Annotated in this window: 22 protein-coding genes and 1 pseudogene; 7 read left to right on the top strand and 16 right to left on the bottom strand. The window is 61.4% G+C overall.

Annotated elements, in window-relative coordinates:
• Nucleotides 1-71: 71 nt before the first annotated feature.
• A complete protein-coding gene (locus tag ACYG9Z_RS15570; protein WP_460221613.1) occupies nucleotides 72-779 on the bottom strand; it encodes a winged helix-turn-helix transcriptional regulator in 708 nt (235 codons plus the stop codon).
• Between the two features lie 152 nt (nucleotides 780-931).
• On the opposite strand from ACYG9Z_RS15570, the gene ACYG9Z_RS15565 reads away from it, so the two are divergent.
• Nucleotides 932-1,210 carry a DUF1127 domain-containing protein gene (locus ACYG9Z_RS15565; protein ID WP_023697496.1) on the top strand — a complete coding sequence of 93 codons (279 nt, stop codon included), beginning with the start codon at nucleotides 932-934 and terminating at the stop codon, nucleotides 1,208-1,210.
• A gap of 348 nt (nucleotides 1,211-1,558) precedes the next feature.
• Here the strand turns inward: ACYG9Z_RS15565 and ACYG9Z_RS15560 are convergent, their stop codons facing one another.
• Complete coding sequence (locus tag ACYG9Z_RS15560) at nucleotides 1,559-1,771, bottom strand: DUF1127 domain-containing protein (RefSeq protein WP_444848989.1); 213 nt, start codon at nucleotides 1,769-1,771, stop codon at nucleotides 1,559-1,561.
• A 117-nt stretch (nucleotides 1,772-1,888) separates the two neighbouring features.
• Here ACYG9Z_RS15560 and ACYG9Z_RS15555 point away from each other — a divergent pair, with 117 nt between their 5' ends.
• The gene (locus ACYG9Z_RS15555) at nucleotides 1,889-2,779 is read left to right on the top strand and encodes a LysR substrate-binding domain-containing protein (RefSeq protein WP_023697495.1); all 891 of its coding nucleotides are present in this window, start codon (nucleotides 1,889-1,891) and stop codon (nucleotides 2,777-2,779) included.
• Nucleotides 2,780-2,912: 133 nt separating this feature from the next.
• Here ACYG9Z_RS15555 and ACYG9Z_RS15550 read toward each other — a convergent pair whose 3' ends face one another.
• Entirely contained in the window at nucleotides 2,913-3,425 is a 513-nt protein-coding gene (locus tag ACYG9Z_RS15550) for a hypothetical protein (RefSeq protein WP_023731489.1), read from the bottom strand.
• 229 nt (nucleotides 3,426-3,654) lie between these two features.
• Between ACYG9Z_RS15550 and ACYG9Z_RS15545 the strand changes: the two are divergent.
• Nucleotides 3,655-4,783 (top strand): annotated as a pseudogene (locus ACYG9Z_RS15545) (IS30 family transposase).
• Nucleotides 4,784-4,845: 62 nt separating this feature from the next.
• Here the strand turns inward: ACYG9Z_RS15545 and ACYG9Z_RS15540 are convergent.
• Nucleotides 4,846-5,478: a tyrosine-type recombinase/integrase gene (locus ACYG9Z_RS15540; RefSeq protein ID WP_023697492.1), complete on the bottom strand. Its 633-nt coding sequence runs from the start codon at nucleotides 5,476-5,478 to the stop codon at nucleotides 4,846-4,848.
• Between the two features lie 400 nt (nucleotides 5,479-5,878).
• On the opposite strand from ACYG9Z_RS15540, the gene ACYG9Z_RS15535 reads away from it, so the two are divergent.
• Nucleotides 5,879-6,574 carry an aromatic ring-hydroxylating oxygenase subunit alpha gene (locus ACYG9Z_RS15535; protein ID WP_023697491.1) on the top strand — a complete coding sequence of 232 codons (696 nt, stop codon included), beginning with the start codon at nucleotides 5,879-5,881 and terminating at the stop codon, nucleotides 6,572-6,574.
• Nucleotides 6,575-6,579: 5 nt separating this feature from the next.
• On the top strand, nucleotides 6,580-6,939 hold the full coding sequence (locus ACYG9Z_RS15530; protein ID WP_023697490.1) for an SRPBCC family protein: 360 nt from the start codon (nucleotides 6,580-6,582) through the stop codon (nucleotides 6,937-6,939).
• Between the two features lie 544 nt (nucleotides 6,940-7,483).
• Here the strand turns inward: ACYG9Z_RS15530 and ACYG9Z_RS15525 are convergent.
• From ACYG9Z_RS15525 to ACYG9Z_RS15485, 9 genes are all read right to left on the bottom strand, one after another.
• On the bottom strand, nucleotides 7,484-8,074 hold the full coding sequence (locus tag ACYG9Z_RS15525; RefSeq protein ID WP_023697489.1) for a flavodoxin family protein: 591 nt from the start codon (nucleotides 8,072-8,074) through the stop codon (nucleotides 7,484-7,486).
• Between the two features lie 405 nt (nucleotides 8,075-8,479).
• A complete protein-coding gene (locus ACYG9Z_RS15520; protein WP_023697488.1) occupies nucleotides 8,480-9,556 on the bottom strand; it encodes an ABC transporter ATP-binding protein in 1,077 nt (358 codons plus the stop codon).
• Nucleotides 9,553-10,353, bottom strand: a complete 801-nt coding sequence (locus ACYG9Z_RS15515; RefSeq protein WP_023697487.1) for an ABC transporter permease — start codon at nucleotides 10,351-10,353, stop codon at nucleotides 9,553-9,555. Before ACYG9Z_RS15515 ends, ACYG9Z_RS15520 begins: the two co-directional genes overlap by 4 nt.
• Before the next feature lies 1 nt (nucleotide 10,354).
• Nucleotides 10,355-11,215, bottom strand: a complete 861-nt coding sequence (locus ACYG9Z_RS15510; RefSeq protein ID WP_023697486.1) for an ABC transporter permease — start codon at nucleotides 11,213-11,215, stop codon at nucleotides 10,355-10,357.
• 59 nt (nucleotides 11,216-11,274) lie between these two features.
• On the bottom strand, nucleotides 11,275-12,279 hold the full coding sequence (locus ACYG9Z_RS15505) for an ABC transporter substrate-binding protein (protein ID WP_023697485.1): 1,005 nt from the start codon (nucleotides 12,277-12,279) through the stop codon (nucleotides 11,275-11,277).
• Nucleotides 12,280-12,339: 60 nt separating this feature from the next.
• Nucleotides 12,340-13,809, bottom strand: a complete 1,470-nt coding sequence (locus ACYG9Z_RS15500; RefSeq protein ID WP_023697484.1) for an aldehyde dehydrogenase — start codon at nucleotides 13,807-13,809, stop codon at nucleotides 12,340-12,342.
• 10 nt (nucleotides 13,810-13,819) lie between these two features.
• Complete coding sequence (locus tag ACYG9Z_RS15495; RefSeq protein ID WP_023697483.1) at nucleotides 13,820-14,857, bottom strand: LLM class flavin-dependent oxidoreductase; 1,038 nt, start codon at nucleotides 14,855-14,857, stop codon at nucleotides 13,820-13,822.
• Nucleotides 14,854-16,653, bottom strand: a complete 1,800-nt coding sequence (locus ACYG9Z_RS15490) for an alpha/beta fold hydrolase (RefSeq protein ID WP_023697482.1) — start codon at nucleotides 16,651-16,653, stop codon at nucleotides 14,854-14,856. The genes ACYG9Z_RS15495 and ACYG9Z_RS15490 overlap by 4 nt, the downstream gene beginning before the upstream one ends.
• Nucleotides 16,646-17,233 (bottom strand): amino acid synthesis family protein, encoded by a 588-nt coding sequence (locus tag ACYG9Z_RS15485; protein WP_023697481.1) that lies wholly within the window; start codon nucleotides 17,231-17,233, stop codon nucleotides 16,646-16,648. The genes ACYG9Z_RS15490 and ACYG9Z_RS15485 overlap by 8 nt, the downstream gene beginning before the upstream one ends.
• 125 nt (nucleotides 17,234-17,358) lie before the next feature.
• Here ACYG9Z_RS15485 and ACYG9Z_RS15480 point away from each other — a divergent pair, with 125 nt between their 5' ends.
• Nucleotides 17,359-18,030: a GntR family transcriptional regulator gene (locus ACYG9Z_RS15480; RefSeq protein WP_023697480.1), complete on the top strand. Its 672-nt coding sequence runs from the start codon at nucleotides 17,359-17,361 to the stop codon at nucleotides 18,028-18,030.
• A gap of 252 nt (nucleotides 18,031-18,282) precedes the next feature.
• Here the strand turns inward: ACYG9Z_RS15480 and ACYG9Z_RS15475 are convergent, their stop codons facing one another.
• The gene (locus ACYG9Z_RS15475) at nucleotides 18,283-18,990 is read right to left on the bottom strand and encodes a winged helix-turn-helix transcriptional regulator (protein WP_286461255.1); all 708 of its coding nucleotides are present in this window, start codon (nucleotides 18,988-18,990) and stop codon (nucleotides 18,283-18,285) included.
• A gap of 153 nt (nucleotides 18,991-19,143) precedes the next feature.
• Between ACYG9Z_RS15475 and ACYG9Z_RS15470 the strand changes: the two genes are divergently transcribed.
• A complete protein-coding gene (locus ACYG9Z_RS15470) occupies nucleotides 19,144-19,422 on the top strand; it encodes a DUF1127 domain-containing protein (protein WP_023736932.1) in 279 nt (92 codons plus the stop codon).
• A 280-nt stretch (nucleotides 19,423-19,702) separates the two neighbouring features.
• Here the strand turns inward: ACYG9Z_RS15470 and ACYG9Z_RS15465 are convergent, their stop codons facing one another.
• The gene (locus ACYG9Z_RS15465) at nucleotides 19,703-21,475 is read right to left on the bottom strand and encodes an adenylate/guanylate cyclase domain-containing protein (protein WP_023733665.1); all 1,773 of its coding nucleotides are present in this window, start codon (nucleotides 21,473-21,475) and stop codon (nucleotides 19,703-19,705) included.
• 270 nt (nucleotides 21,476-21,745) lie between these two features.
• Nucleotides 21,746-21,943 carry an RraA family protein gene (locus tag ACYG9Z_RS15460; protein WP_196813640.1) on the bottom strand — a complete coding sequence of 66 codons (198 nt, stop codon included), beginning with the start codon at nucleotides 21,941-21,943 and terminating at the stop codon, nucleotides 21,746-21,748.
• Nucleotides 21,944-22,299: the final 356 nt, after the last annotated feature.

The raw sequence follows: 22,299 nt of genomic DNA, 5'->3' as shown, positions 1-22,299 counted from the left end.
GCTTTTGAGGCCAGCCAAATGGCTTTGTCGTCCTGGGCGGGTTGCATAAGGCTGCACTCCAAACATGGCTTTCAAGAAAGCTGGACGATTCCCTCAAGCGCCGCGTAGACCGAGATTCGCAGCCAACGGTCCATGCTTCGCGCGAGGCCGGGGTCGCCGATGAGGAAAAGGCCGCCCCTCTCTTTCTCACGCTCGATGCTAGAGCGGCCCTCCAGGATGGCTCCCAGCGAAACAACGCCGGTCTCGACGTAAAGATCGACGTCCCGGCCGGGGTCGAGCGAGCAGAGCTCGGGCAAGTCCGCGCCTGGCTCGACCACAAACCAGTAATGGGGACACTTCGGTGGGGGATCGTCGCGGAAATGGAAGCGGATGACGGCGCGCCGCCGCGGCAGTTCAGCGAGGTCAATCTTTCGCCGCACGGCCCACATGAGGGTCGAAACATCCACGTCGGCGAGCGCGATCTCCGCCTCGATGTTGCATTGCGCCCATTCCGCCAGCGCGTTCATCGCCGGCTCGAGCCTTATCGACTTTTCGGTACGGAAATAGCTGATGGTGCCCGTCGCCTCGTCCTCGACGCGCTCGACCAGGCCCAACGCTTCCATTTCCTTGAGCCGCCTCGACAAGAGGGCGGACGAGACGTTGCCCACCCCCTTGCGAATGTCATTAAAGCGGGTCGAGCCGTTCCAGAGCTCGGTCAGGATTTGAATTGTCCAGCGTGGCTCCAGGAACTCGCAGGCGTGCGAGATCGGGCAGACCAGTCCGTAAGGCCGTCGCGTCATGGCTGACCGCTCCTTTGCCGCAGGTTAGGCCTTTCGGAGGTCTGAGGCCAGTTCACAATCTGAAGCGGAACGCTTCCGAAGCTGCCCTGGTGCCTTCCCGTCCTCTGCCATGATGGTGGTCGTCATTCGTGCATCCCCCAACGGAGGCTACCATGACCTGGCGTAACATTACGCAAACGACACTAGGCGAGACCGCACTGCGCGTGCCGCGCACTTTTTTTGATCCTCCGCTCGAACGGTTGCTGGCCCTTGTCTGTGAGTGGCGGACCCGCCGCAACATAAAGCGTGGGCTTGGTCACCTGTCCAACTTCCTTCTGCGCGACGTTGGCTTAACCAAAGCAGACGTCGAGGCGGCCTGCGCCGACAGTTTCGATACATCCGCCTCTCTCGCGCTTAAGAGTGCAGCGCAGAACCAGACGGGAAATTGGTGAGAAGGGAAAGCCCCGCGGGCTGAGGCCGCTTGAGGGCGGCAATTGATCAGCCGAATTAGGGGCCATTCTTTAACAACGATTTTGAGGCGCAACCGCGGCGTTCGGCGTGGTCGCCGGCGATGTCTCCATTCGGGCCGCTGCAAAATTGAACTCTCTGGTCGAGTTAAGGCGCATTGCTGACCGGTAGATTTTTTGAGCCGGTAGCTGACCGGCAGCTTCGGTCTGCGAATCTTCAAGGCCGGACATTCAGGGTTGGGGTGGGCGCGTCGTGACTTGACCTGAAGGGGAAGCTTAGCGCACTCGACAAAGGGTTCCAGCTTTCAAGTGGTCGGCCTAGTCAGGATCCGATCATCGCCAGAATGGCTTTGCAAGTTCAGACTCCACTTCGTCCTCCGTCAATCCAATATCGTCGATCATGTGCGGCGCTACCCCCGATAGTCGCGCTAGGTCACGGCGGTAGAAATGCCGTTGCCGCCATCTTGAGACATAGCGAGCTATTCTGATTGCTCGAACCTCATGGGACAAGTCCTGAAACGTCGATGCAAGAAGATTGTTGCTCACCGTCAGGCCTCCGTGCCAACCTCGCGCTTGCAGATGACAGCGTAGGCAGACAGCGTACCGGCTACAAACCAGTCTTTCTCTGGGATAGGCTCAGAATTCCTGAGGTAGTGACAGTCGATGCGTCTCCCTTCACTCAATGCGCTTCGGGCCTTTGAAGCAGCCGCGCGCCACGAAAGCTTTGCGCGCGCGGCTGAGGAGCTATGCGTGACCGAAGGAGCGATCAGCAGGCACGTCAAGCTGTTGGAAACAGCATTGCAAGTGGAATTGTTTCGACGATTGCCGCGCCGGTTGGTTTTGACCGATGCGGGGCGCAATTTTCAACCGATCCTGGCGGCCGCGTTCGAAAGCATTGCCGCGGGAGCTCAAGACGTGCAACGCCAGCCTCGGCATCTGAAGGTTATCTGCCCGCCCACCTTCTCCATTCGGTGGCTGCTACCGCGGCTTGACCGTTTCAAGCAGCAATGGCCTGCAATCGGTATTCGGGTAACGACCGCTCCTTTTGACTGGGAAATTTTCTTCGGAGGTGAGTTCGATCTCGCCTTTGACTGCGGTTATCCAAATCGGCCGAAAGATATCGAGGCGGTGTTGGTGTTGCAATCGTTCGGCACCCCAGTTTGCTCTACAAAGCTACTGGAGAGGGGCGTGCCAATAACGTTTCCTGCCGACCTGGTTCACCATAACCTGCTGCATGAGACGCCTGATCGGCACGATTGGAAAGTTTGGGCTGGGCGATTTGCGCCGAACCTTCTTGACGTGAACTCGGGTGAGGTTTTTCCCAGTGCCGATATGGCCTATCGTGCCGCGGCCATGGGCCAGGGCGTCGCGATCGGAGACCTCTCTGTGCTTCACGACGAGATTGCCAAGGGAGAACTGGTGCTGCCGTTCAAAGATATGCAGATCTCTGACGACACGGAGGCCTATCATTTGTGTTGCAGAAAAGATTGCTGGACCGACCCTCGTATCGCCGCGTTCCATAAGTGGGTTTCGGACGAGGCCACGTGGTCCTGAAGCCCGGAACGGTCAGGCCGCTGCCCGCCTCGTTGCGGTCGTTAGCCCTTCCCTCCGGCAAGGAAAGCTCCGGTCCCAAAGCTACCGCTCGAAACAATCAAGGCCGCATCGGGGCCTCCGATCCTGACTACATTCAGGATGGCCAAAGCGGCTTCACCCGCTCAATCCGATACCTCTTCTCGAACTCACGGAGCACCATTTCGAGCGTTGCCTCAAAAGCACTCTGATCGAACATCATCGATTTCTTTGCCTCGTGAAGATAGCGCCAGTCGGTGAAGGCATCTTGGTGTTGATACAGAATGTGACGAATGCTGTACTCGATGTAGAAACCATTGGGATGATACGGGACCACTGACCTTTTGAACTCCGCGTCGAGTTTCTCTTGGCTTTCGGGCTTTAGGCGATCAAACAGCCTTATCAGGTTGTGCGATTTGACGACTCTTGGATTTTCATGGTCGAAGACGAACCACGCTTTGAGTGCCAGCTCCATAGAAAGCGCCAAAAGCATCGGTTCAACACCGACGTGTTCGCGTTCGCTCAGGTCTGCATGCTTTCCGAATTCTCGGCTTGGAAAGCTCTGAGTTTTTCGGAAGATCGCCTTTGCGGCTTCCCCGATCCTAATGGCCGTCGATAAGCGCGCACTCATTAGGGGTCCATTAGATTGATCTAAATTAACGCCGGAGCTGAGCTGAGATATTGCAAAAACGCAATCGCTTAGGCCAGGAGGCACGGAACACAACTTACTGACGACAAGTTAGAGTTGAGTTCACCGCCGGCGACCCGTTTTCGGAAGGTGGGCGAACGACCGGAATGAGGCGGCGGGTTCAACCGGTCGTCGCAACCCGCTTTAATCTGAGAGGATGAAGAGGTGTTGCATGGTGACCTCACGGATCTGGTTTACGTCAGCGCAGAAGGTCGAGCTTTGGGAGCGATGGAACCGAGGTCAGAGCACTTGACCGCCGGAACAAGACCGGCGTTCAGCGGATCGTATCCTTACGCAGCGGCATTGCTCCGTCAGCTAGGCGTAGAGGGGCCTTGGCGCTCGGGCTGGCGGAACGCGAAGAGATCTCTCGCGGGATCGCGGCGGGTCTTGCGATCCGCGCTATTGCACGAAGTCTCGGGCGATCCCCATCGACAATATGTCGCGTTATCTCGCGCAATGGCGGTGCACAAGCGTATCGTGCAACCCGGGCCGACAAGCATGCTTGGGTGCGAGCGCTGCGCCCGAAGCAGTGTCGCCTGGCAAGCTCTGGGCGGCTACGATGGCAGGTGGCGCAAAAGCTAGCGCTGCAATGGTCCCCGGAGCAGATAGCGGGCTGGCTGAGGCGAGAGTACCCAGGCGATCCAAGCATGCGGATATCTCATGAAGCGATCTATCGCAGTCTATTCATCCAGTCGCGAGGGGCGCTCAAGAAGGAACTAACAGCGCACCTGTGTACCAAACGACAGATGCGGCTCGCAAAAGGCGCACAGAGCCGGACGGGGCAAGGACAAATACTCGATATGATCTCCATCCGCGAGCGCCCCGCCGAGGCTGAGGATCGCGCCATCCCAGGCCATTTGGGAGGGTGATCTGCTCACCGGCGCGAACGACACGCACATCGCCACCCTCGTGGAGCGACACAGCCGGTTCACGATGCTTGTAAAGGTGGCGAGGAGGGACTCGGCCACCGTCGTGGCGGCCCTTGCCCAGACGAACGGCACATTGCCCGAAGAGTTACGACGCTCGCTAACGTGGGACCAGGGCAAGGAGATGGCTCGGCACATGAGCTTCACCGTTGCAACCGATCTACAGGTCTACTTCTGCGATCCGCGAAGTCCCTGTCAGCGCGGCAGCAATGAAAATACCATCGGTCCGCTCAGGCAGTACTTCCCGAGAGAAACCAACCTCTCCCATGTCTCGCAGGCCCAACTCAACGCCGTCGCCCTGCAGCTCAATCAGCGACCCCGAAAACCCTGGACTTCGAAACGCCGGCCGATAGGCTACAGAAGGTGTTACGATGACCGGTTGAACCCACCGGCGCAAATTGGTCACGGCTCCACTCGTGAAGTGGAGCCGCACCTGATCAAACCTCAGTTGCCTCGGAAAGTTCGAGAGCATCCTCAACATCGACTCCCAGATAGCGGACCGTGTTCTCGATCTTAGTATGACCGAGCAAAATCTGGATGGCTCGCAGATTTCCCGTCGCTTTGTAGATAATCGAGGCCTTGGTGCGACGCAGGGAATGGGTTCCGTATTCCTCTGGTCTAAGCCCGATCGCCTCGACCCATTCGTCGACGAGGCGTGCATACTGCCTTGTACTCATGTGAGCCCTTGGATTGATCCTGCTCGGAAACGCGTAATCATCGACTGTTCCGCCGCGTCGCTCCAGCCATGCGAGAAGGCTGGAGCGTACGTCGCTCATCAACTCGAACTGAACAGGTCGGCCAGTTTTCTGTTGGATGACCATCGCGCGAGTTCGGACTTCCGGTCCTACCACGAGGTTGCCGATTTTGATCTTGACGAGATCGCAGCCGCGCAACTTGCTGTCGATCGCCAAATCGAAGAGCGCTCTGTCTCGCAGACGCAGCTCTCGATCGAGAAAGAAGCGTATCGCCCATATCTGTCGAGGTTTCAGAGGTCGTTTCGTCCCGACCTTCTTCCCGGCATTCCATGCCCGGCGGTCGGAGTCGGTGAGGTCGTAGCACGAGTGTCCCATTTCGCTTCTCCTGCAGCCATGATTGGCCACCAGAGAAACGCCGCTAGACTGTTGCTGGGCCGGCTGCTGACTGTCAGGTTTCGGTCGGGCTCGGCGGATAGCTGCCGTTCGGCAACCGACCCCATCCGCGTCGTTCGCGCGCGAACCGCACCATTCTGACCCGCCGTTCATCAGGCGACGAACTGGGCTCGAGGTCGGCCTGGAGCCCATGCTGCTGTTATGGCATCCGACGTGTTGATCGCGGTCGACAACTAGGTCGGCGAATTGGAAATGAACCGCAACTCCAGCAAATCTGCGTTAGAGCAAAATTGCACCGGCTTACAGGCTGTGCGCAGCAGAGCCAGTTCCCTTGGGATGTCGCCCCGCTTACGACAGGATTGCCGGAACTGGAGGTTAGCCTATGACGCCAGATACCTTGCGCCCCGACCACCCGCCACTCGACACTCCGCCCGTGCAATACCTGAACTTGGACCCGTCGCTCTATGTCCGCGATGATATCTGGCAGCAGGAGCGGTGCAACATCTTCGCGCACACCTGGCAGTTCATGGGCCCTGTCGCCTCGGTCGCGACGTCCGGTCAATACCTTGCCATCGACATCGCCGGCACGCCGATCTTTGCCATCCGGGGCCGGGACGGGACCTTGCGCGGATTTAAGAACGTCTGCCGCCACCGGGGGGCGAAACTTCTGGCCGATGGCGCGGGCAAATGTGGGCTGATCGTTTGCCCCTATCACAAATGGTCCTTTGCCGACACCGGGCGGCTGCTGCAGGCCCCATGGTATGGCAAGGATCCCGCGATCATCGCCGAAGACTGGCCGCTGGACACGGTGCAGTTGTCCGAATGGCGCGGGCTGCTCTTCGCGGCACTTGACCCGAAGGAAAGTCTTCTGGATCAACTTGGCTCTCTGCCCGCCGAACTGGCGGACGAGCCGTTGGAGACCTATGCCGCCACCGATCAGGCCACGGTCAGCTTTGCGGCGAACTGGAAGATCTACACCGACAATTTCGTCGAAGGCTACCACACCCCTGGCACGCATCCCTCGTTCTACGCTGCCATCGACTTCGAAGCTTTCCAGACCACCGCCCATCCCGGTTAGTCCGGATGACCGCACCGCCGAAAGACGATCTGTTCTATCGCGGCAAATGGCTTTGGATGTGGCCGAACTGGACGCTGTCGCTTTTCGATGGCGGCATGAACGTTAGCCGGATCAATCCGACCTCACCGCATCACACAGACCAGCATTACCATTTCTTCTTTGCCGATATCGCTGCTGAAGCATCCGAGAGCAGGGCGAAATCCGTGCAAGGCACTCTGGCCGTGGTACGCGAGGACTACACCATCTGCCCCGATACGCATCGCAACTATGCCGCAGGGGCATATAGCTCCGGCCCGCTCTCGGGGCGGCATGAGCGGGGAGTGCAGTATTTCCAGGAACGGTTCGCTGCGGCACTGGGACTGTGACCGCCCCTGGTGTCCTTGTCCGCCATAGTGCTCCGGCTCGGCGCCGGCACGAGAGCCCCCGGCCAGTCGAGGGTATAGGGCGGGCACGGTAAGACTAGTTACGAGCGTCGCGGCAATCGGAACTCGCTCAATGCGCAGAGCAGATCGGCGAACGCGGCTTTGACGACCAAGTTTAGCGGGCGCTCTTACCGGCCGGACCCGTGACAGCTGGAACGAGGCCGATACCGTCGGTTTTTTCGCCGGGAAGTTGCAAGAAGCTGCCGTTCTGCTGCCGATCCCATTCCAGTCGCTCCGCTGTCGCCGACGATTGCTCGAAGCTGCCGTTGCAGGCCCAACTGGCCGTTCGCGGACCAAGCTTCTGGGTTCGAGGATCGAATTGCTACCGCTCAGCTTGGGCTGATGTCGACCGCGTCTTACGACCTCGTCGACGCTGTCGATGTGAAAGCTGTCTTTTTCTGGCGTCACGGTTCCTCCGCGGCAGTGCAGCGCGGACCAGCTGAGCAACGACTCTCGCACAGAATACTGAGCAAGAGATGTGCCGGCATCACCTGCTCCCGACCCACTGCCGGATCTCGTCAGCCAATTGACCGAGAACGCCTGTTGTACCGGCGGGGAGCGGGTCTGGAAACCGTTGCTCGGGATACGCGAGCGTTCCGCCCAGATGGACCGGCTGGACGCAGGACATCTCGTGCTGCTCGAGAAACTTGATCATGTTGTCCGCGCATAGGCGCACACTCGGATCGTCCGAGGGATCGCTGGCGCCGTTGACGATGACCGCTCCGAGTTTTCCTTTGAGCTGTTGTCCGTCGCGCCACAGGGGATCCGATCTGTTGAGCAAGACGACGCCCAGGGCCGGCGGCATTCCGAAGCAGGTGGGAGTAGCCATCAGAATCACGTCCGACTCTTTCATGAATGACAGAACACGATCGATCCCGTCACCGTGGTATCCGAACGTTTGATAACACTGCTCGCACCCGAGACAGTCGATACGCTCATCGGCCAGACGCACCTGTTCCACGACCTTCACCAGCCGATCTCTCTCGAGCGAGCGAAGAACCTCGCCGAGCATCCGCCCTGAGTTACTGGACGCGCGTGGGCTACAGTCTATTCCAACGATGGTCGTCGCTTTGTCCATGTGAGGATCCTCGTGCGCGGCACGAACATGATCGGAGTGTGACGCGAACAACATCTTCACCTCCGAGGCTACTGTGCACTAGCTGCATTCTCCCTCGCAACCGTCATCACGATACGAGGTGGCAAGAGCGGCGGTATCGATTGCTTCGCTGCTATAAGCAACGTCGGCATCCAGGAACCCTGGCGGCTACTGAATGGCCGAGATGAAAGGGCCTCGTCTACGAAGTTCGGCGGATGTCCGCTTCCCCAGCTCCGCCGCCCGGAAGCGGCCGGGCCATAGGAGAAACAGGGATCGCCAGCATAACAGCTTGGGGCCGAAATGGGACTGTCAGCTTCTAAGCATGAATTTTCACAGGCGCACTTTCATGCCGCAATGGAATCGACCTAACAGGGCGCAATCCAAGCCCTAGACAGGGAACAGGAATGCCGAGGCAGGATCGAAGAAAATGCGTTGACCCGGTGCGATGGCGCTGTCCGCTTCCTCTGCATCGGAGGTTGGCCTGACGTCGATATCTTCCCCGGCCGCCGTGCGCGCCACGATGCGCCGGCGGTCGCCGAAGAAGGCGGTATCGACGATCTCGACGGCGAGTGCTGCGCTCGCTGGCCCGGGCGTCAGGCGGAAGGCTTCGGGGCGTACCATCAGGCGCACCTTTTGGCCTTGACCAAAGGATGTTGTCGTCTTTACGCCGGTCACGATCGAGCCGTCGACCAGGCGGACCGTCGCCGCACCACCTGCGGTTAGCAGATGCTCGGCCGGCAAGAAATTCGAGTTGCCGATGAAGCCGGCGACAAACTCGCTCGCCGGCCGGAGGTAAAGATCCTCACCGGTGCCGATCTGTTCGATACGGCCTTCCCTGAACAGAGCGATGCGATCGGAAAGATGCAGCGCCTCCTCCTGGTCATGCGTGACATAGAGGATCGTGACGCCGGTCTCGCGGTGGATGCGGCGGATCTCGGCCTGGATCTCCTGGCGCAACTTCTTGTCGAGTGCCGACAGCGGTTCGTCCATCAAAAGGATCGGTGGGTCGTAGGCCAGCGCGCGTGCAAGCGCCACGCGCTGCTGCTGGCCGCCAGACAGCGCGCCCGGATGGCGGTCGGCGAAGTTTTCGAGGCGCACCAGCGCCAGCATGTCGGCAACCTTGCGCTTGACCTCGCCGTCGGGCCGGCGGCGCACGCGCAGCGGAAAGGCGACGTTCTCGGCGACGCTCAGATGCGGAAACAGGGTGTAACGCTGGAAAACCATGCCGATGTTGCGCTTGTGCGACGGAACCGAAAGCAGCGACATGTCCTCCAGAAGCACATCGCCAGAGCTCGGATCCTGGAAACCGGCAATGGCGTAGAGCGTCGTCGACTTGCCGGAGCCGGACGGGCCGAGGAACGTCAGGAATTCACCTTTGGGCACATCGATGGTTACGTCGTGGACGGCGACGAAGGCACCGAACGTCTTTCTTACTGCGCGTATGGACAGGAAGGGAGGGATCATCTGGACAATTTTCTGCGAAGGAGTGCGGTCACGATCATCAGGCACAAGGTCAAGCCGACAAGCAGGCTGGAGGCGGCGGCGACGACCGGGCTGAGGTCGGCGCGCAGGCTGCCCCAGATTTTCACCGGCAAGGTTTGCAAGGTCGGGCTCGCCATGAAGATCGCCACCACGACCTCGTCCCATGAGGCCAGGAAAGAGAAGATCGCCGCCGAGAAGATGCCGATCCTGATCGACGGCAAGGTGATCCTAAGCCTCGCCTGCAGCGGGCTGGCGCCGCAGACGATGGCCGCGTCCTCGATGGATTTGTCAAAACCCTCGAGCGCGGCCGTGATCGGAATTATCGCGAAAGGCAGCGCCAAGATGGTGTGGGCGATGACGAAGCCGACCGTGGTGCCGGCAAGGCCGATGCGCAGGAAGAAGGCGTAGATGGCGATGGCGAAAACGACCACTGGCAGCACCATCGGCGTCAACAGCAAGCCGCGCAGGACCTGGCGTCCGCGAAACTCACCCCTAACCAGGCTGAAGGAGGCGAACAGGCCGATGATGACGGCGAGGATAGCGGCCATGGCGGCAATTCGGGCACTGGTCAGCGCGGCATCGATCCAGGTCGGGTCGCCCAGCAACTGCTGATACCATTTCAGCGTCCACCCGGGTGGCGGAAAGGCCAGCCAGCGCGACGAGCCGAATGACAGGAGCACGATGAAGACCACCGGCAGCAGCAGGAAAGCCGCGACGGCCGCCGTGAAGCCGCCAAGCACCATGCGCAGCCATCCGAGCCGTTCATAGTCGAGCAGCATGTCAGGTCCCTCCCCCGGCGCGCCTGGCAACAACCAGGCGAAGCTGGATCGCGTATAGCGCCATGGTGACGGCAAGCAGGACAAAGGCGGCCGCACTGCCGAGCCCCCAGTTGAGCAGCGACTGCACCGTCTGGGCGATCATCTCGGCCAGCATCATGTTCGATGTGCCGCCGAGCAGGGCCGGGGTGACGAAGTAGCCAAGCGACATGACGAAGACCATCAGGCCGCCAGCAGCGACGCCGGGCAGCGACAGCGGCAAGAGGATGCGGCGGAAGGCCTCGAACGGGCTTGCGCCGCAAAGGGCTGCCGCGCGCAGCGTCATCGGGTCTATCGCCCTCAGTGTGCCGACCAGCGGCAGGATCATGAAGGGCAGCATGATGTAGACCATGCCGATGGTGACGCCGGTCAGATTGTTGATGAGCGGCAGCGGCTCGTGAATGATGTCCAGGCCCATCAGTGCCCGGTTGATCACACCGGTGCGCTGTAGCAGCACCATCCACGCATAGGTGCGGGTAAGAAGGTTCGTCCACATAGACAGGATGATGATGCCGAAGACGATCGAGCCCAGGGCGGGCGGCATGATCGCCAGCATCCAGGCGACGGGGAACGCCACCAGGATGGTGACGGCGGTGACGACCGATGCAACCAGGAAGGTGTTGAGGAACACCCGCACATAGGTGCCGCTGCCGAACAGCGCCGCGTAGTTCTGCAAGCCCGGTTCGGGATCGGTGACGCTGCGCAGCAGCAGGGCGATCACCGGCACGATGAAGAACAGCCCGACCAGGAGCAGGGCCGGCAAGGCGCTGCCACTGCCGGCCGGGAGGCCGACGATCGAGCCGCGTCTAGGAGAATTTCCTTGCATCGAGCGGTCCTGTCTCGAAACGGGGCGCGCAAGCCGCGCCCCGTGGGTCTGCAACGGCGTTACTTGGTCTGCCAGGCATACCAGCGCGTCGCGATCTCGTCGCGATGCTCGGCCCAGTAGTTCATGTCCAGATTGATCTGGCCCTCGACATGGGCATCTGGCAGGGCCTTGACGGCATCGGCCGGCATCTCCGCCTTGGCCTTGGTGTTGATGGGCGCATAGCCGCTTGCTTCGGCGAATTTCGCTTGGCCGGTCGGGCTGGTGGCGGCGGCAAGGAACTTCATCGCGCTGGCCTTGTTCTTGGTACCCTTCGGCACGACGAGCACGTCGGCGGCGGTGAGGTTCTGGTTCCAGGAGACGCCGACATCGGTGCCGTCCTGCTGAAGGGCGAAGACGCGCCCGTTCCACAATTGCCCGAAGGCGGCCTCGCCGGAGGCGATCAACTGCTGCGACTCGGCGCCGCCGCCCCACCAGACGATGTCGGACTTGATGGTGTCGAGCTTCTTGAAGGCACGGTCGAGGTCGAGCGGATAGAGCTTGTCCGCCGGCACGCCGTCGGCCAGCAGAGCGATCTCGATCACGCCCGGCGCCGACCATTTGTAGAAGGTCCGCTTGCCGGGAAACTTCTTGGTGTCGAACATGTCGGCCCAGCCGGCCGGTTCGCCCGGGACGGCGCCCTTGTTCCAGGCGAGCACGAAGGAATAGTAGAAGCTGCCGACGGCATGCTCATTGCTGAAGCGCGGGTCGAGATCGGTCTTGGGCACGACCGCATAGTCGATCGGCTCGAGCAGTCCGTCCTTGGCGGCCTTGATGGCGAAATCCATCTCCACGTCGACGACATCCCAGGTGACGTTGCCGGCGTCGACCATGGCCTTGAGCTTGCCGTAGTCGGTCGGTCCATCCTGCAAAACCTTGATGCCGGAGCTGGCCTCGAAGGGGGCGGCCCAGGACTTGGTCTGCGCCTCCTGCGTGGTGCCGCCCCAGCTGGTGAACGCCATCTCATCGGCCTTGGCGGCTGTCGCCGCGAGCAGTCCGGCCAGCAGGCCGGTCAAAATCAATTTCATTCTCATTCTCCTCTGTTGGTCTGTTCTTGTTTTTCTCAGTGCACCTGCGTCCTTCGCAACTCAGCGCATGACGAAGGGATCGGGGATCGGCTCGTCCGAGGTGTTGATCCATACGGATTTCGAGCGCGTGTAGTCTCTGATGGCGTCGAGACCGCCTTCGCGGCCGAGGCCCGACAGGCCGTAGCCGCCGAAGGGAACGAGCGGCGATACGGCGCGATAGGTGTTGACCCAGACAACGCCGGCATGGATGTCGCGCGCCATGCGATGCGCCTTGCCGAGATTGCTGGTGAACACGCCGGAAGCCAGGCCGAACGGCGTGTCATTGGCGAGTGCCAGCGCTTGCGCTTCGCTGTCGAAGGCAAGCACGCTGAGCACCGGTCCGAACAATTCCTCCCGCACGCAGGGCAGATCGCTGCCGCCGGCATCGATGATGGTCGGTGCGTAGTAGAAGCCGCTGCCGACTGGCCGTGTTCCACCGGTGACCAGCATGCCGCCCGCGGTGAGGCTTTCCGCGACAACCTTCTCGATCCAGTCGCGCTGCCGCAGCGTGGCGAGCGGACCCATTTCGGTCGCCGGATCCTGCGGATCGCCGATGCGAATCGCCTCGGCCTTGCGCTTCAGGCGAGCGAGGAATTCATCCTTCACCGAAAGTTCAACCAGCAGCCGCGAGCCGGCGACGCAGCTCTGGCCGGTCGCCGCGAAAATGCCGGCGACCACCGCATTGGCGGCACTGTCGAGGTCGGCGTCGGCAAAGACGACGACCGGGCTTTTGCCACCGAGTTCGAGCGTGGTGTAGGCAAGGTTTTCCGCCGTGTTCCTGACGACGGCGCGCGCCGTCGACGGACCGCCGGTGAAGGCGACGCGCGAAACCAGCGGATGGCTGGTCAGGCGCCGGCCGCAATCATGGCCAAAGCCGGTGAGGATGTTGACGACACCGGCTGGAAAGCCGGCCTCATGAACCAATTCGGCAAAGGCAAGCAGCGGCGCCGGCCCATCTTCGGAGGCCTTGAGCACGATGGTGCAGCCGGCGGCGAGCGCCGGGCCGAGCTTGACGGCCGAGAGGAAGAGCTGCGAATTCCACGGCACCACCGCGGCAACGACGCCGATCGGTTCGCGGCGTATGGTGACGTCGAGATCCGCCTTGTCAACAGGCACATGCGCGCCTTCGTGCTTGTCGGCAAGCCCGCCATAATAGCGGTAGTAATCGCCGACATAGGCGATCTGGGCGCGGGTTTCGCGGATGATCTTGCCGGTGTCGCGCGTCTCGAGTTCTGCAAGGCGCCCGGCATTGGCGGCGACGAGGTCGCCGAGCTTGACCAGCAGTTTTCCACGCGCTGTCGCAGTCATCCTTCGCCATAGGTCTGAGCGCAGCGCGCGGTGCGCCGCCTCGACGGCACGGTCGACATCGGCTTCGCTCGCCGCCGGCATCCTGGCCCAGGCCGTCCCGGCCGATGGGTCGACGCTGTCGAACGTGGCGGACGGCTCGTCGAAGCGGCCGTCGATGAAGTTCCTGAAAACAGCGTCGGTCATGGGCTCGCGATCAGAGGAAGGCCGGCATCACCCGGTCGATGAACAATTGCAGCGATTTCATCTTGCGCTGGTGCGAAAGGCCGCTGTCGATCCAGATCGAATACTGGTCGTAGCCGAGCGCCTCATAAGCCTTCAAACGGGCGATGACCTCATCAGCCTCGCCAATCACCAGGTTCTGCCTGATCTTGTCCGGCGCGTATTGCGGCATGGCCGCGATCTCATCCGCCGTCAGCGGCTCCAATATGCCTTGATGCACCGGCTTCTTGTTCTGGAACCAGGCGCCGAACTGGCAGTAGAAAGTCGACAGGTCCTGGGTGAGGCGATCGGCATCGGTCGCGTCTTCGGCGACGAAGGTGTGCATCAAAAGCATGATTTCCGGTCGTTCGATCTCGGGATGCGCGGTGCAGGCGCCGTTGAAGCGCTGCATCAGGCTGGTCACCTCGTGATCGCCGGAAGCCAGCGGCGTCACCTGGACCTTGCAGCCATTGGCGACGGCGAAATCATGCGAATTCGGGTCGCGGGCCGCCACCCAGATGGGCGGGTAGGGTTTCTGCAGCGGCTTGGGCGAGGAGGTGGTGGCCGGGAATTGCCAGAACTCGCCGGAGAGTTCGAAGTCGCCGTCCCAGAGGCCGCGGATCGCCGGTATGATCTCGCGCATGCGCTGGCCGGCCCCCCAGGCGTCGAGGCCTGGAAAGATGCGCTGATATTCATAGCTGTAGGCGCCGCGCGCGATGCCGATGTCGAGCCGGCCGCCGCTGATTACGTCGGCCATCGCGGCTTCGCCGGCAAGCTTGATCGGGTGCCAGAAGGGCGCGATCACGGTTCCGGTACCGAGGCGGATGCGGCTGGTCTTGGCGGCGAGATAGGCGATGTTGATGAAGGGGTTCGGCGAGATGGTGAATTCCATGCCGTGATGCTCGCCGATCCAGGCGGTCTCGAACCCTGCCTGCTCGGCCAGCAGGACCAGTTCTTCTAGCTCGGTCACAAGCTCGGAATGCGGCTTGGCCAGGTCCGATCGTTCCATGTGCACGAAAAGCGAGAATTTCATCGCTGGTCACCTGTATTGACGGCGGAAGCGCCGGCGCTGGCGAGCGGCCGGACCTCGCCTTCGACATTGTTACCGACATAGACACCGAATGCATCCACCGAGCATTCCCTGACATAGCGCGCGAGCATCGAGCGGATCGCCGGATCGGCGATCTTCAATCCTTCGATCGCGTCGATCTCGATCAGCCGGATGCCGCGATCGCTGGAAGCGGGCACGTCGAACGTGCCGCGATAGTAGACATGCGTGCGTGAAACAGGTCCGGCATCGTCCCAGACGGCGAAAAGGAAGCCGAGCTGAGCCTCGATGGCTTTCGCCGCAAGCAGCCCTCGCAGGCTTTTGCCGTCGCTGGCCGAGCCCAATCCTCGGCCACGCGGCAGTTCAAAACCGTCCGCGGTTTCCACGAACAGGATCCGGCCGCCATTTTCGAGGATGGCGCCAACATCGGTGCCGGGTTGGGTTGCGGCGAGCGCGTCCTGGCTGAGGCCGGGTGCGACATAGGCGCCGCGGCAATAGCCGAGCGGCTGCGAGGAATTGTGCTCGAAATCGCGGACGCGCCCAATGAGGATCGAATGATCGCCGGCCTCGACCAGTCGCTCCATGTCACAGTCGAAGGACGCGACGGAGCCGTCCAGCACAGGGCTGCCGGTCCGTCCCGGCCGCCAGGCAACGGCGGCGAACTTGTCGGCCACTTTCGAGGCGAAGATGCCGGACGCTGCCTTTTGACCCTCGTTGAGAACGTTGATGGCGAAGCTCTTCGATGTCGCGAAGACGGGATGGCCAAGCGCCTTGTGTGCGATGCAGACCAGCACCAGCGGCGGATCGAGCGACACCGAGGTGAAGGAGTTGGCGGTGAAGCCGCGCGGCTCGCCTTCGGGGCCGATCGTGGTGACGATGGTGACGCCGGTGAGGAAGGAGCCAAGCGCACGGCGGAATTCGCCGCTGTCGAACCCGGTATTTGCTTCCGCAGGGCCGTCTTGTTCGGTCGCTTCGTCCTCTGTGAGGAAGTCAACGATGCAGCGCGTGGTGAGGTCCGGTGCCGCGACCGCCATCATGTGCTTCTCACCTGGCAGTACCGTGCAGCGGCCATGCGGCGCCAGGCGTGCCATCGCGGCTGACATTGCCGGTGAAGAGTTCCTGTCCTCGGAGCCGGTCATGAACAGGGCCGGCACGGCCAGCGTCGGCAGGCGATCAGCATGATCGCCGTCGGCACGACTGAACAGGAGATAGGTGCGGGCATAGCCTTCCGGGTCGACCGCGCTCAGTGCGGATGCCGTCTTCTGCGCTGCCGCTTCCAACTCGGCCGGCACCGGATCGCCGAACCAGCGGGCGATGGTCCGTGCCGTGCCGGCCGTATCGCTGCGGCCGTTGAGCGCGACCGCGCGCTGGCGAACGGCTTCGGCCAGTTCAGGTGGACGCCGGAACACGGCATTCAGGGAAACGATGCGGCGGACGCGCTCCGGTGCGCGCAGCGCGAGTTCCTGAGCAACGAGTGCACCCATCGAGTGGCCGACGACGGATACCTTGTCGAGGCCGAGATGGTCGAGGAGGCGAATGGCTTGGTCGGCATAATCGGCCAGTTCCGGATCTTGAGGTGGCAGCGGCGACTGACCATGGCCGAGCATGTCGATGGCGATCGCGTCGAAGCGGCCAACCATGCGCTCGAGCTGCGGCTGCCAGATCGCAGCGTTCATGCCGACACCATGGATGAACAGCACTGGGGTACCGACACCGGCCCGGATGAAGCCGGTGCCGTCGGGCGCCGTGCCCTGTCGAGCCCATGCAGAAGCATCAGCCATGCACGTCCCCAAGCTCCTTGAGGTCCTGATAGCGGTCGCCGATGCGGTGATGCGGGCGACCGCCGATCGAAGCGCCAAGCGCGACCACCAGTTCGTCCGGCGCCGGCGCATCGCCGATCTGGAAATGAACGGTCAGGTAATGCGAGCGCCGTCCCTCGTCATTCTTGTCCATTAGCGGGATCATGATCGGCGTGTTTGGCCCGCCGCGCAGGTTGGTGAAGGCAAGGTAGGTCTTGGCGCCGACGGCACGGCGAAAATGATTGCCGAAATGGAGTGTGTGGATCAGCGCCGACGCATGCTCGATCTCGCCCGACGTACCGCAGATGGCGGCCTTGCCATAGCCCTCGATAGCCTCGCCGGAACCGGCGACGGCAACGATCTCGCGGGTCAGGATCTCCCCCAGCACCGGCGCACAGGCTCGGATTTGGGGCGACAGATCGTCGGTGAAGCCGCGACCGGCCCAGGGATTGGTCAGCACCGCGGCGACGCCGATAAGGCGCAGCGGCCGGGGGGCGGCCTTGCCGCCTTCGATCAGCATGTTCTCGGTATAAGTCACGATCTTACGAATGGCGGGCTGCATCGATTCCTCGGTAGGTAATGCCTCGGGACGTCCGTTGTCATCTTATGGTATACCATGATATGGAGCGCCAAGTACCTTGTCAACCGGGCGTCGAATCTGTTTTGGTAGCGGCGCAGGAGGCATACATGCCAGACGACACGCTTCGCATCGACCGCAGCGCCAAGACCTTGAGGACGCTGGCGCTGGAGCGCATGCGCGAAGCGATCATGGATTTCCATTTCCAGCCTGGCGAAAGGCTCGTCGAACGGCCGCTTTGCGACCAGCTCGGCGTCAGCCGTTCCGTCGTGCGTGAGGTTCTACGGCAGCTGGAGGCAGAGGGGCTCGTGCAGATGATCCCTGGGCATGGGCCGGCCGTCGCCAGGCCGGACCTCGGCCGTACCGACGAGATCTACGAGCTTCGGGCTCTGCTTGAAGGCATCGCGGCCCGAGCCTGTGCCCTGTCGGCCACCGGCGAGCAGTTGGCAACGCTCGAAGGGGCGCTGGCGGATTTGTTCGATGCGTGGGCGTCCGCGATGCCGACGGCGGTTATGCGGGCAACGACGAAATTCTACGAGGCGCTGTTCGAGGCCGCGGACAAGCGTGTCGCCTGGGAAATCGTCAGCGGGTTGAATGTCCGCATCAATCAGCTTCGTTCGATGACTATTCATTCGGAGAACCGCCGCGAGCCGGCGATCACCGAGATGAATGAGATCATGGATGCGATAAGGGCGCGCAAGCCCGATGAAGCGGAAGCGGCGGCAAGGCGACATGTCGAATCGGCGTGGCAGATCGCTCGAGATAAACTTCGCATGGTCTAAGTCCGCGTGAGCCTAGCCTATCCAGCCCTGCGAAGCGCCTTGCAGAAAATGTCTGCTTCCCGGCAACGAAAATGCAACTTTACGACTGAGATTGAGCGGCAAAGCGGTCCGGCAGCGTCGGGCCGAATGCGGACTGGCGGCTTTCGGTGAGCAGCAATCAACAACGGACGATTGCACCATAGCTTTTGAGGCCAGCCAAATGGCTTTGTCGTCCTGGGCGGGTTGCATAAGGCTGCACTCCAAACATAGCTTTCAAGGAAGCTGGACGATTCCCTCAAGCGCCGCGTAGACCGAGATTCGCAGCCAACGGTCCATGCTTCGCGCGAGGCCGAGGTCGCCGATGAGGAAAAGGCCGCCCCTCTCTTTCTCACGCTCGATGCTGGAGCGGCCCTCCAGGATCGCTCCCAGCGAAACAACGCCGGTCTCGACGTAAAGATCGACGTCCCGGCCGGGGTCGAGCGAGCATAGCTCGGGCAAGTCTGAGCCTGGCTCGACCACAAACCAGTAATGGGGACACCTTGGTGGGGGATCTTCGCGGAAATGGAAGCGGATGACGGCGCGCCGCCGCGGCAGTTCAGCGAGGTCAATCTTTCGCCGCACGGCCCACATGAGGGTCGAAACATCCACGTCGGCGAGCGCGATCTCCGCCTCGATGTTGCATTGCGCCCATTCCGCCAGCGCGTTCATCGCCGGCTCGAGCCTTATCGACTTTTCGGTACGGAAATAGCTGATGGTGCCCGTCGCCTCGTCCTCGACGCGCTCGACCAGGCCCAACGCTTCCATTTCCTTGAGCCGCCTCGACAAGAGGGCGGACGAGACGTTGCCCACCCCCTTGCGAATGTCATTAAAGCGGGTCGAGCCGTTCCAGAGCTCGGTCAGGATTTGAATTGTCCAGCGGGGCTCCAGGAACTCGCAGGCGTGCGAGATCGGGCAGACCAGTCCGTAAGGCCGTCGCGTCATGGCTGACCGCTCCTTTGCCGCAGGTTAGGCCTTTCGGAGGTCTGAGGCCAGTTCACAATCTGAAGCGGAACGCTTCCGAAGCTGCCCTGGCGCCTTCTCGCCTTCTGCCGTCACGTGATCGCCATTCGCATTCCCGATCAACGGAGGTTCACCATGACTTGGCGTAACATGACGCAAACGACAATAGGCCAGACCGCACGGCGCTTGCCGGGCACTTTTCTTGACCCTCCGCTCGAACGCCTGCTGGCCCTTGTCCGTGAGTGGAGGACCCGCCGCAACATAGAGCGCGGGCTCGGTCACCTGTCCAACTGCCTTCTGCGGGACGTTGGCTTGACCGAAGCGGACGTCGAAGCGGCCTGCGCCGACAGCTTCGATAGGTCCGCCTCTCGCGCGCTCCAGAGTGCAGCGCAGAACCGCACGGGAAATTGGTGAGAAGGGAGAGCCCCGGGAGCGGAAGCCGTTTTGACGGCGGCAATTGATCAGCCGAACTCAGGGCCATCCCAGTAGCGCCTTGGTTTCAGAGATCTAGCGCGCCGAAGCGATTCGAATGCATACTTCCAAGTGGTCGGCCGGCTCTTCGGATTCATCGTGAGGAACGTCTGCTGTTGGAAGAAACCCACCGAAGCTTTGACAACCGAGTTGAGGCGCTGAGCGCACGCTCGTGCGGTATAGTAGGTCCGATAGCGAGCTACGAGCACGGCACGATCCGCAACTATCGAAGCCCGGCAATGCGCAGCCCCTCTACATAGAGAGCCCGGTGCTTGTCGTGAACGATCGGATGAAACTTGTCTACCCATTGAAGCGACAGGGACGGTTGAAGGCGCTTGGCCTGCGAAAGCGCATGAACCGCGATGTCCATTTCACCGGCCATCCCAGCGGCCGCCGCGTACGTCCGCCATGCAGACCCAAAATGGGGCCGGAGTTCAACCGCGCGACATTCGCATTCGACCGCGTCTGCATATCGTCCAGCCATGAAATGACATAAGCCAAGGATGGAGAAATTCGCAGCATATGTGTGATCGCGAGGACTTAGCCTACCCGCGATTTCAAGATGGTCGAGCCCCTCGGCGGGCATGCCCCCATATCCGTAAGTTGAGCCCAGGATCGAATGCGCAAAGGCGAAGCTCGGGTTTAGCTCGATCGCTTCATTTAGTTCTCTCACAGCAGAGTCGAAGCCGCGCGAAATCATGTGCACAAACCCTGCCGCTAAATGCGTCCACGGGTCCTCGGGGTCGCCTTGGATTGCCCGCTGCGCGAGGGCGCGAGAGGTGGGCAGAATGTCTGCTGCGTTGGCCCATCCTGACAAAACGCGGGCCGCGTGAGCCCACGCCAACAGGCTGTTGGCGCGGGGATAGTCAGGATCGAGGTCCGTAGCCTGCTTCAGAAATCCCTGTGCAATCTCGATTTCCGTAGCCGAACTCCAGGTCCAGACATATGGCATCGCCTTCATGACGAATCCCCAAGCGTCAAGATTGGTGGGGGACCTGCTCTGAAAGCGTTGCTGTTCCGCCGTGTAGAGCCGCGGCTCGATCGTAGCGATGACACTTTCGGCAATCTGATCCTGAAGCGCGAAGAATTCCGACAATTCCACATCGTATCGTTCAGCCCACACTTGGACCCCGGTCGATGTGTCACTGACTTGCGCGCTTATCCGGAGGCGATGACCTGAGCGCCTTACACTTCCGTCCAGCACATACCGCACACCAAGCTCTCGACCGACTTGTTTTAAGTCGACCGCTTTTCCCTTGTAGGTGAACAAAGAGTTGCGGGCGGACACGAAGAGCCAACGAAGACGCGACAGCCGAGTAATAATGTCTTCGGCAAGGCCATCGGCGAAGTATTCCTGTTCGGGGTCGCCGCCCATGTTCTGGAATGGCAGGACAGCAATCGAAGGGTTGTCGGGCAGCGCCAGCTGTTCGGAGGACCCGGCAGTCGCAGCCAGATCGGTTTTTGGGACTGTGTCGCGCATACGTAGACGATAGGTGCGCACCGGGCGTGCGATATTTTTGAGCTCTTTCTCGCCCAGATCGACAAATTCTTCCTTCAGTTTGTCGCGCACCTGTTCGTAAGCGGCGGCCGATAAACAGATGCCGTTCGGCTCAGCGATGCTTTCTAGACGGGCGGCAATATTGACACCATCTCCCATCAGATCGCCGTCGCTCTCCTCGACAACATCGCAGAGATGAATGCCGACGCGAAATTCAATGCGTCGCCCGGGCGGTAAGCCAGCGTTGCGCTCAACCATGCCGTTCTGCATTTCGATTGCACAGCGTACGGCGTCAACAACGCTCCGGAACTCTACGAGGGTGCCGTCACCCATAAGCTTCACAACGCGCCCATTGTGGACAGCGATGGTCGGATTGATGAGATCGCTCCGGAGCGCCCGTAGCCGCGCCAGCGTTCGATCTTCGTCTGACCCCGCCAGCCGGCTATATCCGACCACGTCAGCGACCAGGATCGCCGCAAGTTTTCGCGTCTGGCTCACTTCGCCCACTCCTGTCGACTAAGTGGCATAGCACAGATTACAGAATCCCGTTTTCGAAGGCGACGTTCGATAGGTGAATTCCGAGATAGCCTCAAACAAAGCAGCGCGGGATCTGATTGGAAGTGAATTACGGCAACCACGATCTGTTGGCGAGGCGGACCTTAGGTGCCGTTGAAAATTTTCAGTCAACGAAGCGCGTCCTGTCAGACTTGATGATGACCTCGGCGAAATCGGGCGAGACCTTGCCGCACCAGGCCATCAAGAGTTTTCTCACCGCCCTGATACGGTGAGCCGCGCCAGCACCGTTTCAGCCTCGAGGCGAGGCACCACGGCGATACCATCGCGGTCGCCGACCAGTATGTCTCCCCGCGAGATGGTCATTCCTCCCAGTACCACCGGGAACCCGGCCGTGCCTGGACCATTGCGCGCCGGCGAGTTCGCGACGATCCCGGCACAGTAAACCGGCACCCGCCCGCCTCGATCCCGACAACATCGCGCACGAGGCCGGCGCACCCCTTGTTTCACACCATGCCAAGGACGAGATCCTCAGTGACCGCCGCACCAGCAAAGCTGTCGGTGGCCGCAACGATGATATCGGCCAGTATCGCAGTACCTGGCGAGAGTGCCTTAATCCCTGGTGCAACGCCCCTCGCCCGCCCATGGCGTCTAGGACTAGGCTCACGGGCAAGCCGGAAAAGGCACTGATGATCTCTGCCGCAGGCCGTTCGAAACGGCTTTTGATGGTGAGCAGCGGTGGGTCTTCAATCATGTGGCGGCCTCACACCCTGAACGAACGAAAGACGAGCTGCAGCGGGATATTTGCG

This window comes from Mesorhizobium sp. RSR380A, from assembly GCF_054719385.1.
This window is presented reverse-complemented; position numbering and strand designations above follow the sequence as displayed.

Excerpts from the sequence above, each read along its gene's own strand:
- ACYG9Z_RS15535 (WP_023697491.1), top strand. The coding sequence starts at position 5,879 with ATGACGCCAGATACCTTGCGCCCCGACCACCCGCCACTCGACACTCCG.
- ACYG9Z_RS15505 (WP_023697485.1), bottom strand. The coding sequence starts at position 12,279 with ATGAAATTGATTTTGACCGGCCTGCTGGCCGGACTGCTCGCGGCGACA.
- ACYG9Z_RS15555 (WP_023697495.1), top strand. The coding sequence starts at position 1,889 with ATGCGTCTCCCTTCACTCAATGCGCTTCGGGCCTTTGAAGCAGCCGCG.
- ACYG9Z_RS15485 (WP_023697481.1), bottom strand. The coding sequence starts at position 17,233 with ATGCAGCCCGCCATTCGTAAGATCGTGACTTATACCGAGAACATGCTG.
- ACYG9Z_RS15510 (WP_023697486.1), bottom strand. The coding sequence starts at position 11,215 with ATGCAAGGAAATTCTCCTAGACGCGGCTCGATCGTCGGCCTCCCGGCC.
- ACYG9Z_RS15495 (WP_023697483.1), bottom strand. The coding sequence starts at position 14,857 with ATGAAATTCTCGCTTTTCGTGCACATGGAACGATCGGACCTGGCCAAG.
- ACYG9Z_RS15550 (WP_023731489.1), bottom strand. The coding sequence starts at position 3,425 with ATGAGTGCGCGCTTATCGACGGCCATTAGGATCGGGGAAGCCGCAAAG.
- ACYG9Z_RS15520 (WP_023697488.1), bottom strand. The coding sequence starts at position 9,556 with ATGATCCCTCCCTTCCTGTCCATACGCGCAGTAAGAAAGACGTTCGGT.
- ACYG9Z_RS15475 (WP_286461255.1), bottom strand. The coding sequence starts at position 18,990 with ATGACGCGACGGCCTTACGGACTGGTCTGCCCGATCTCGCACGCCTGC.
- ACYG9Z_RS15525 (WP_023697489.1), bottom strand. The coding sequence starts at position 8,074 with ATGGACAAAGCGACGACCATCGTTGGAATAGACTGTAGCCCACGCGCG.
- ACYG9Z_RS15490 (WP_023697482.1), bottom strand. The coding sequence starts at position 16,653 with ATGGCTGATGCTTCTGCATGGGCTCGACAGGGCACGGCGCCCGACGGC.
- ACYG9Z_RS15570 (WP_460221613.1), bottom strand. The coding sequence starts at position 779 with ATGACGCGACGGCCTTACGGACTGGTCTGCCCGATCTCGCACGCCTGC.
- ACYG9Z_RS15540 (WP_023697492.1), bottom strand. The coding sequence starts at position 5,478 with ATGGGACACTCGTGCTACGACCTCACCGACTCCGACCGCCGGGCATGG.
- ACYG9Z_RS15470 (WP_023736932.1), top strand. The coding sequence starts at position 19,144 with ATGACTTGGCGTAACATGACGCAAACGACAATAGGCCAGACCGCACGG.
- ACYG9Z_RS15515 (WP_023697487.1), bottom strand. The coding sequence starts at position 10,353 with ATGCTGCTCGACTATGAACGGCTCGGATGGCTGCGCATGGTGCTTGGC.
- ACYG9Z_RS15530 (WP_023697490.1), top strand. The coding sequence starts at position 6,580 with ATGACCGCACCGCCGAAAGACGATCTGTTCTATCGCGGCAAATGGCTT.
- ACYG9Z_RS15500 (WP_023697484.1), bottom strand. The coding sequence starts at position 13,809 with ATGACCGACGCTGTTTTCAGGAACTTCATCGACGGCCGCTTCGACGAG.
- ACYG9Z_RS15480 (WP_023697480.1), top strand. The coding sequence starts at position 17,359 with ATGCCAGACGACACGCTTCGCATCGACCGCAGCGCCAAGACCTTGAGG.
- ACYG9Z_RS15565 (WP_023697496.1), top strand. The coding sequence starts at position 932 with ATGACCTGGCGTAACATTACGCAAACGACACTAGGCGAGACCGCACTG.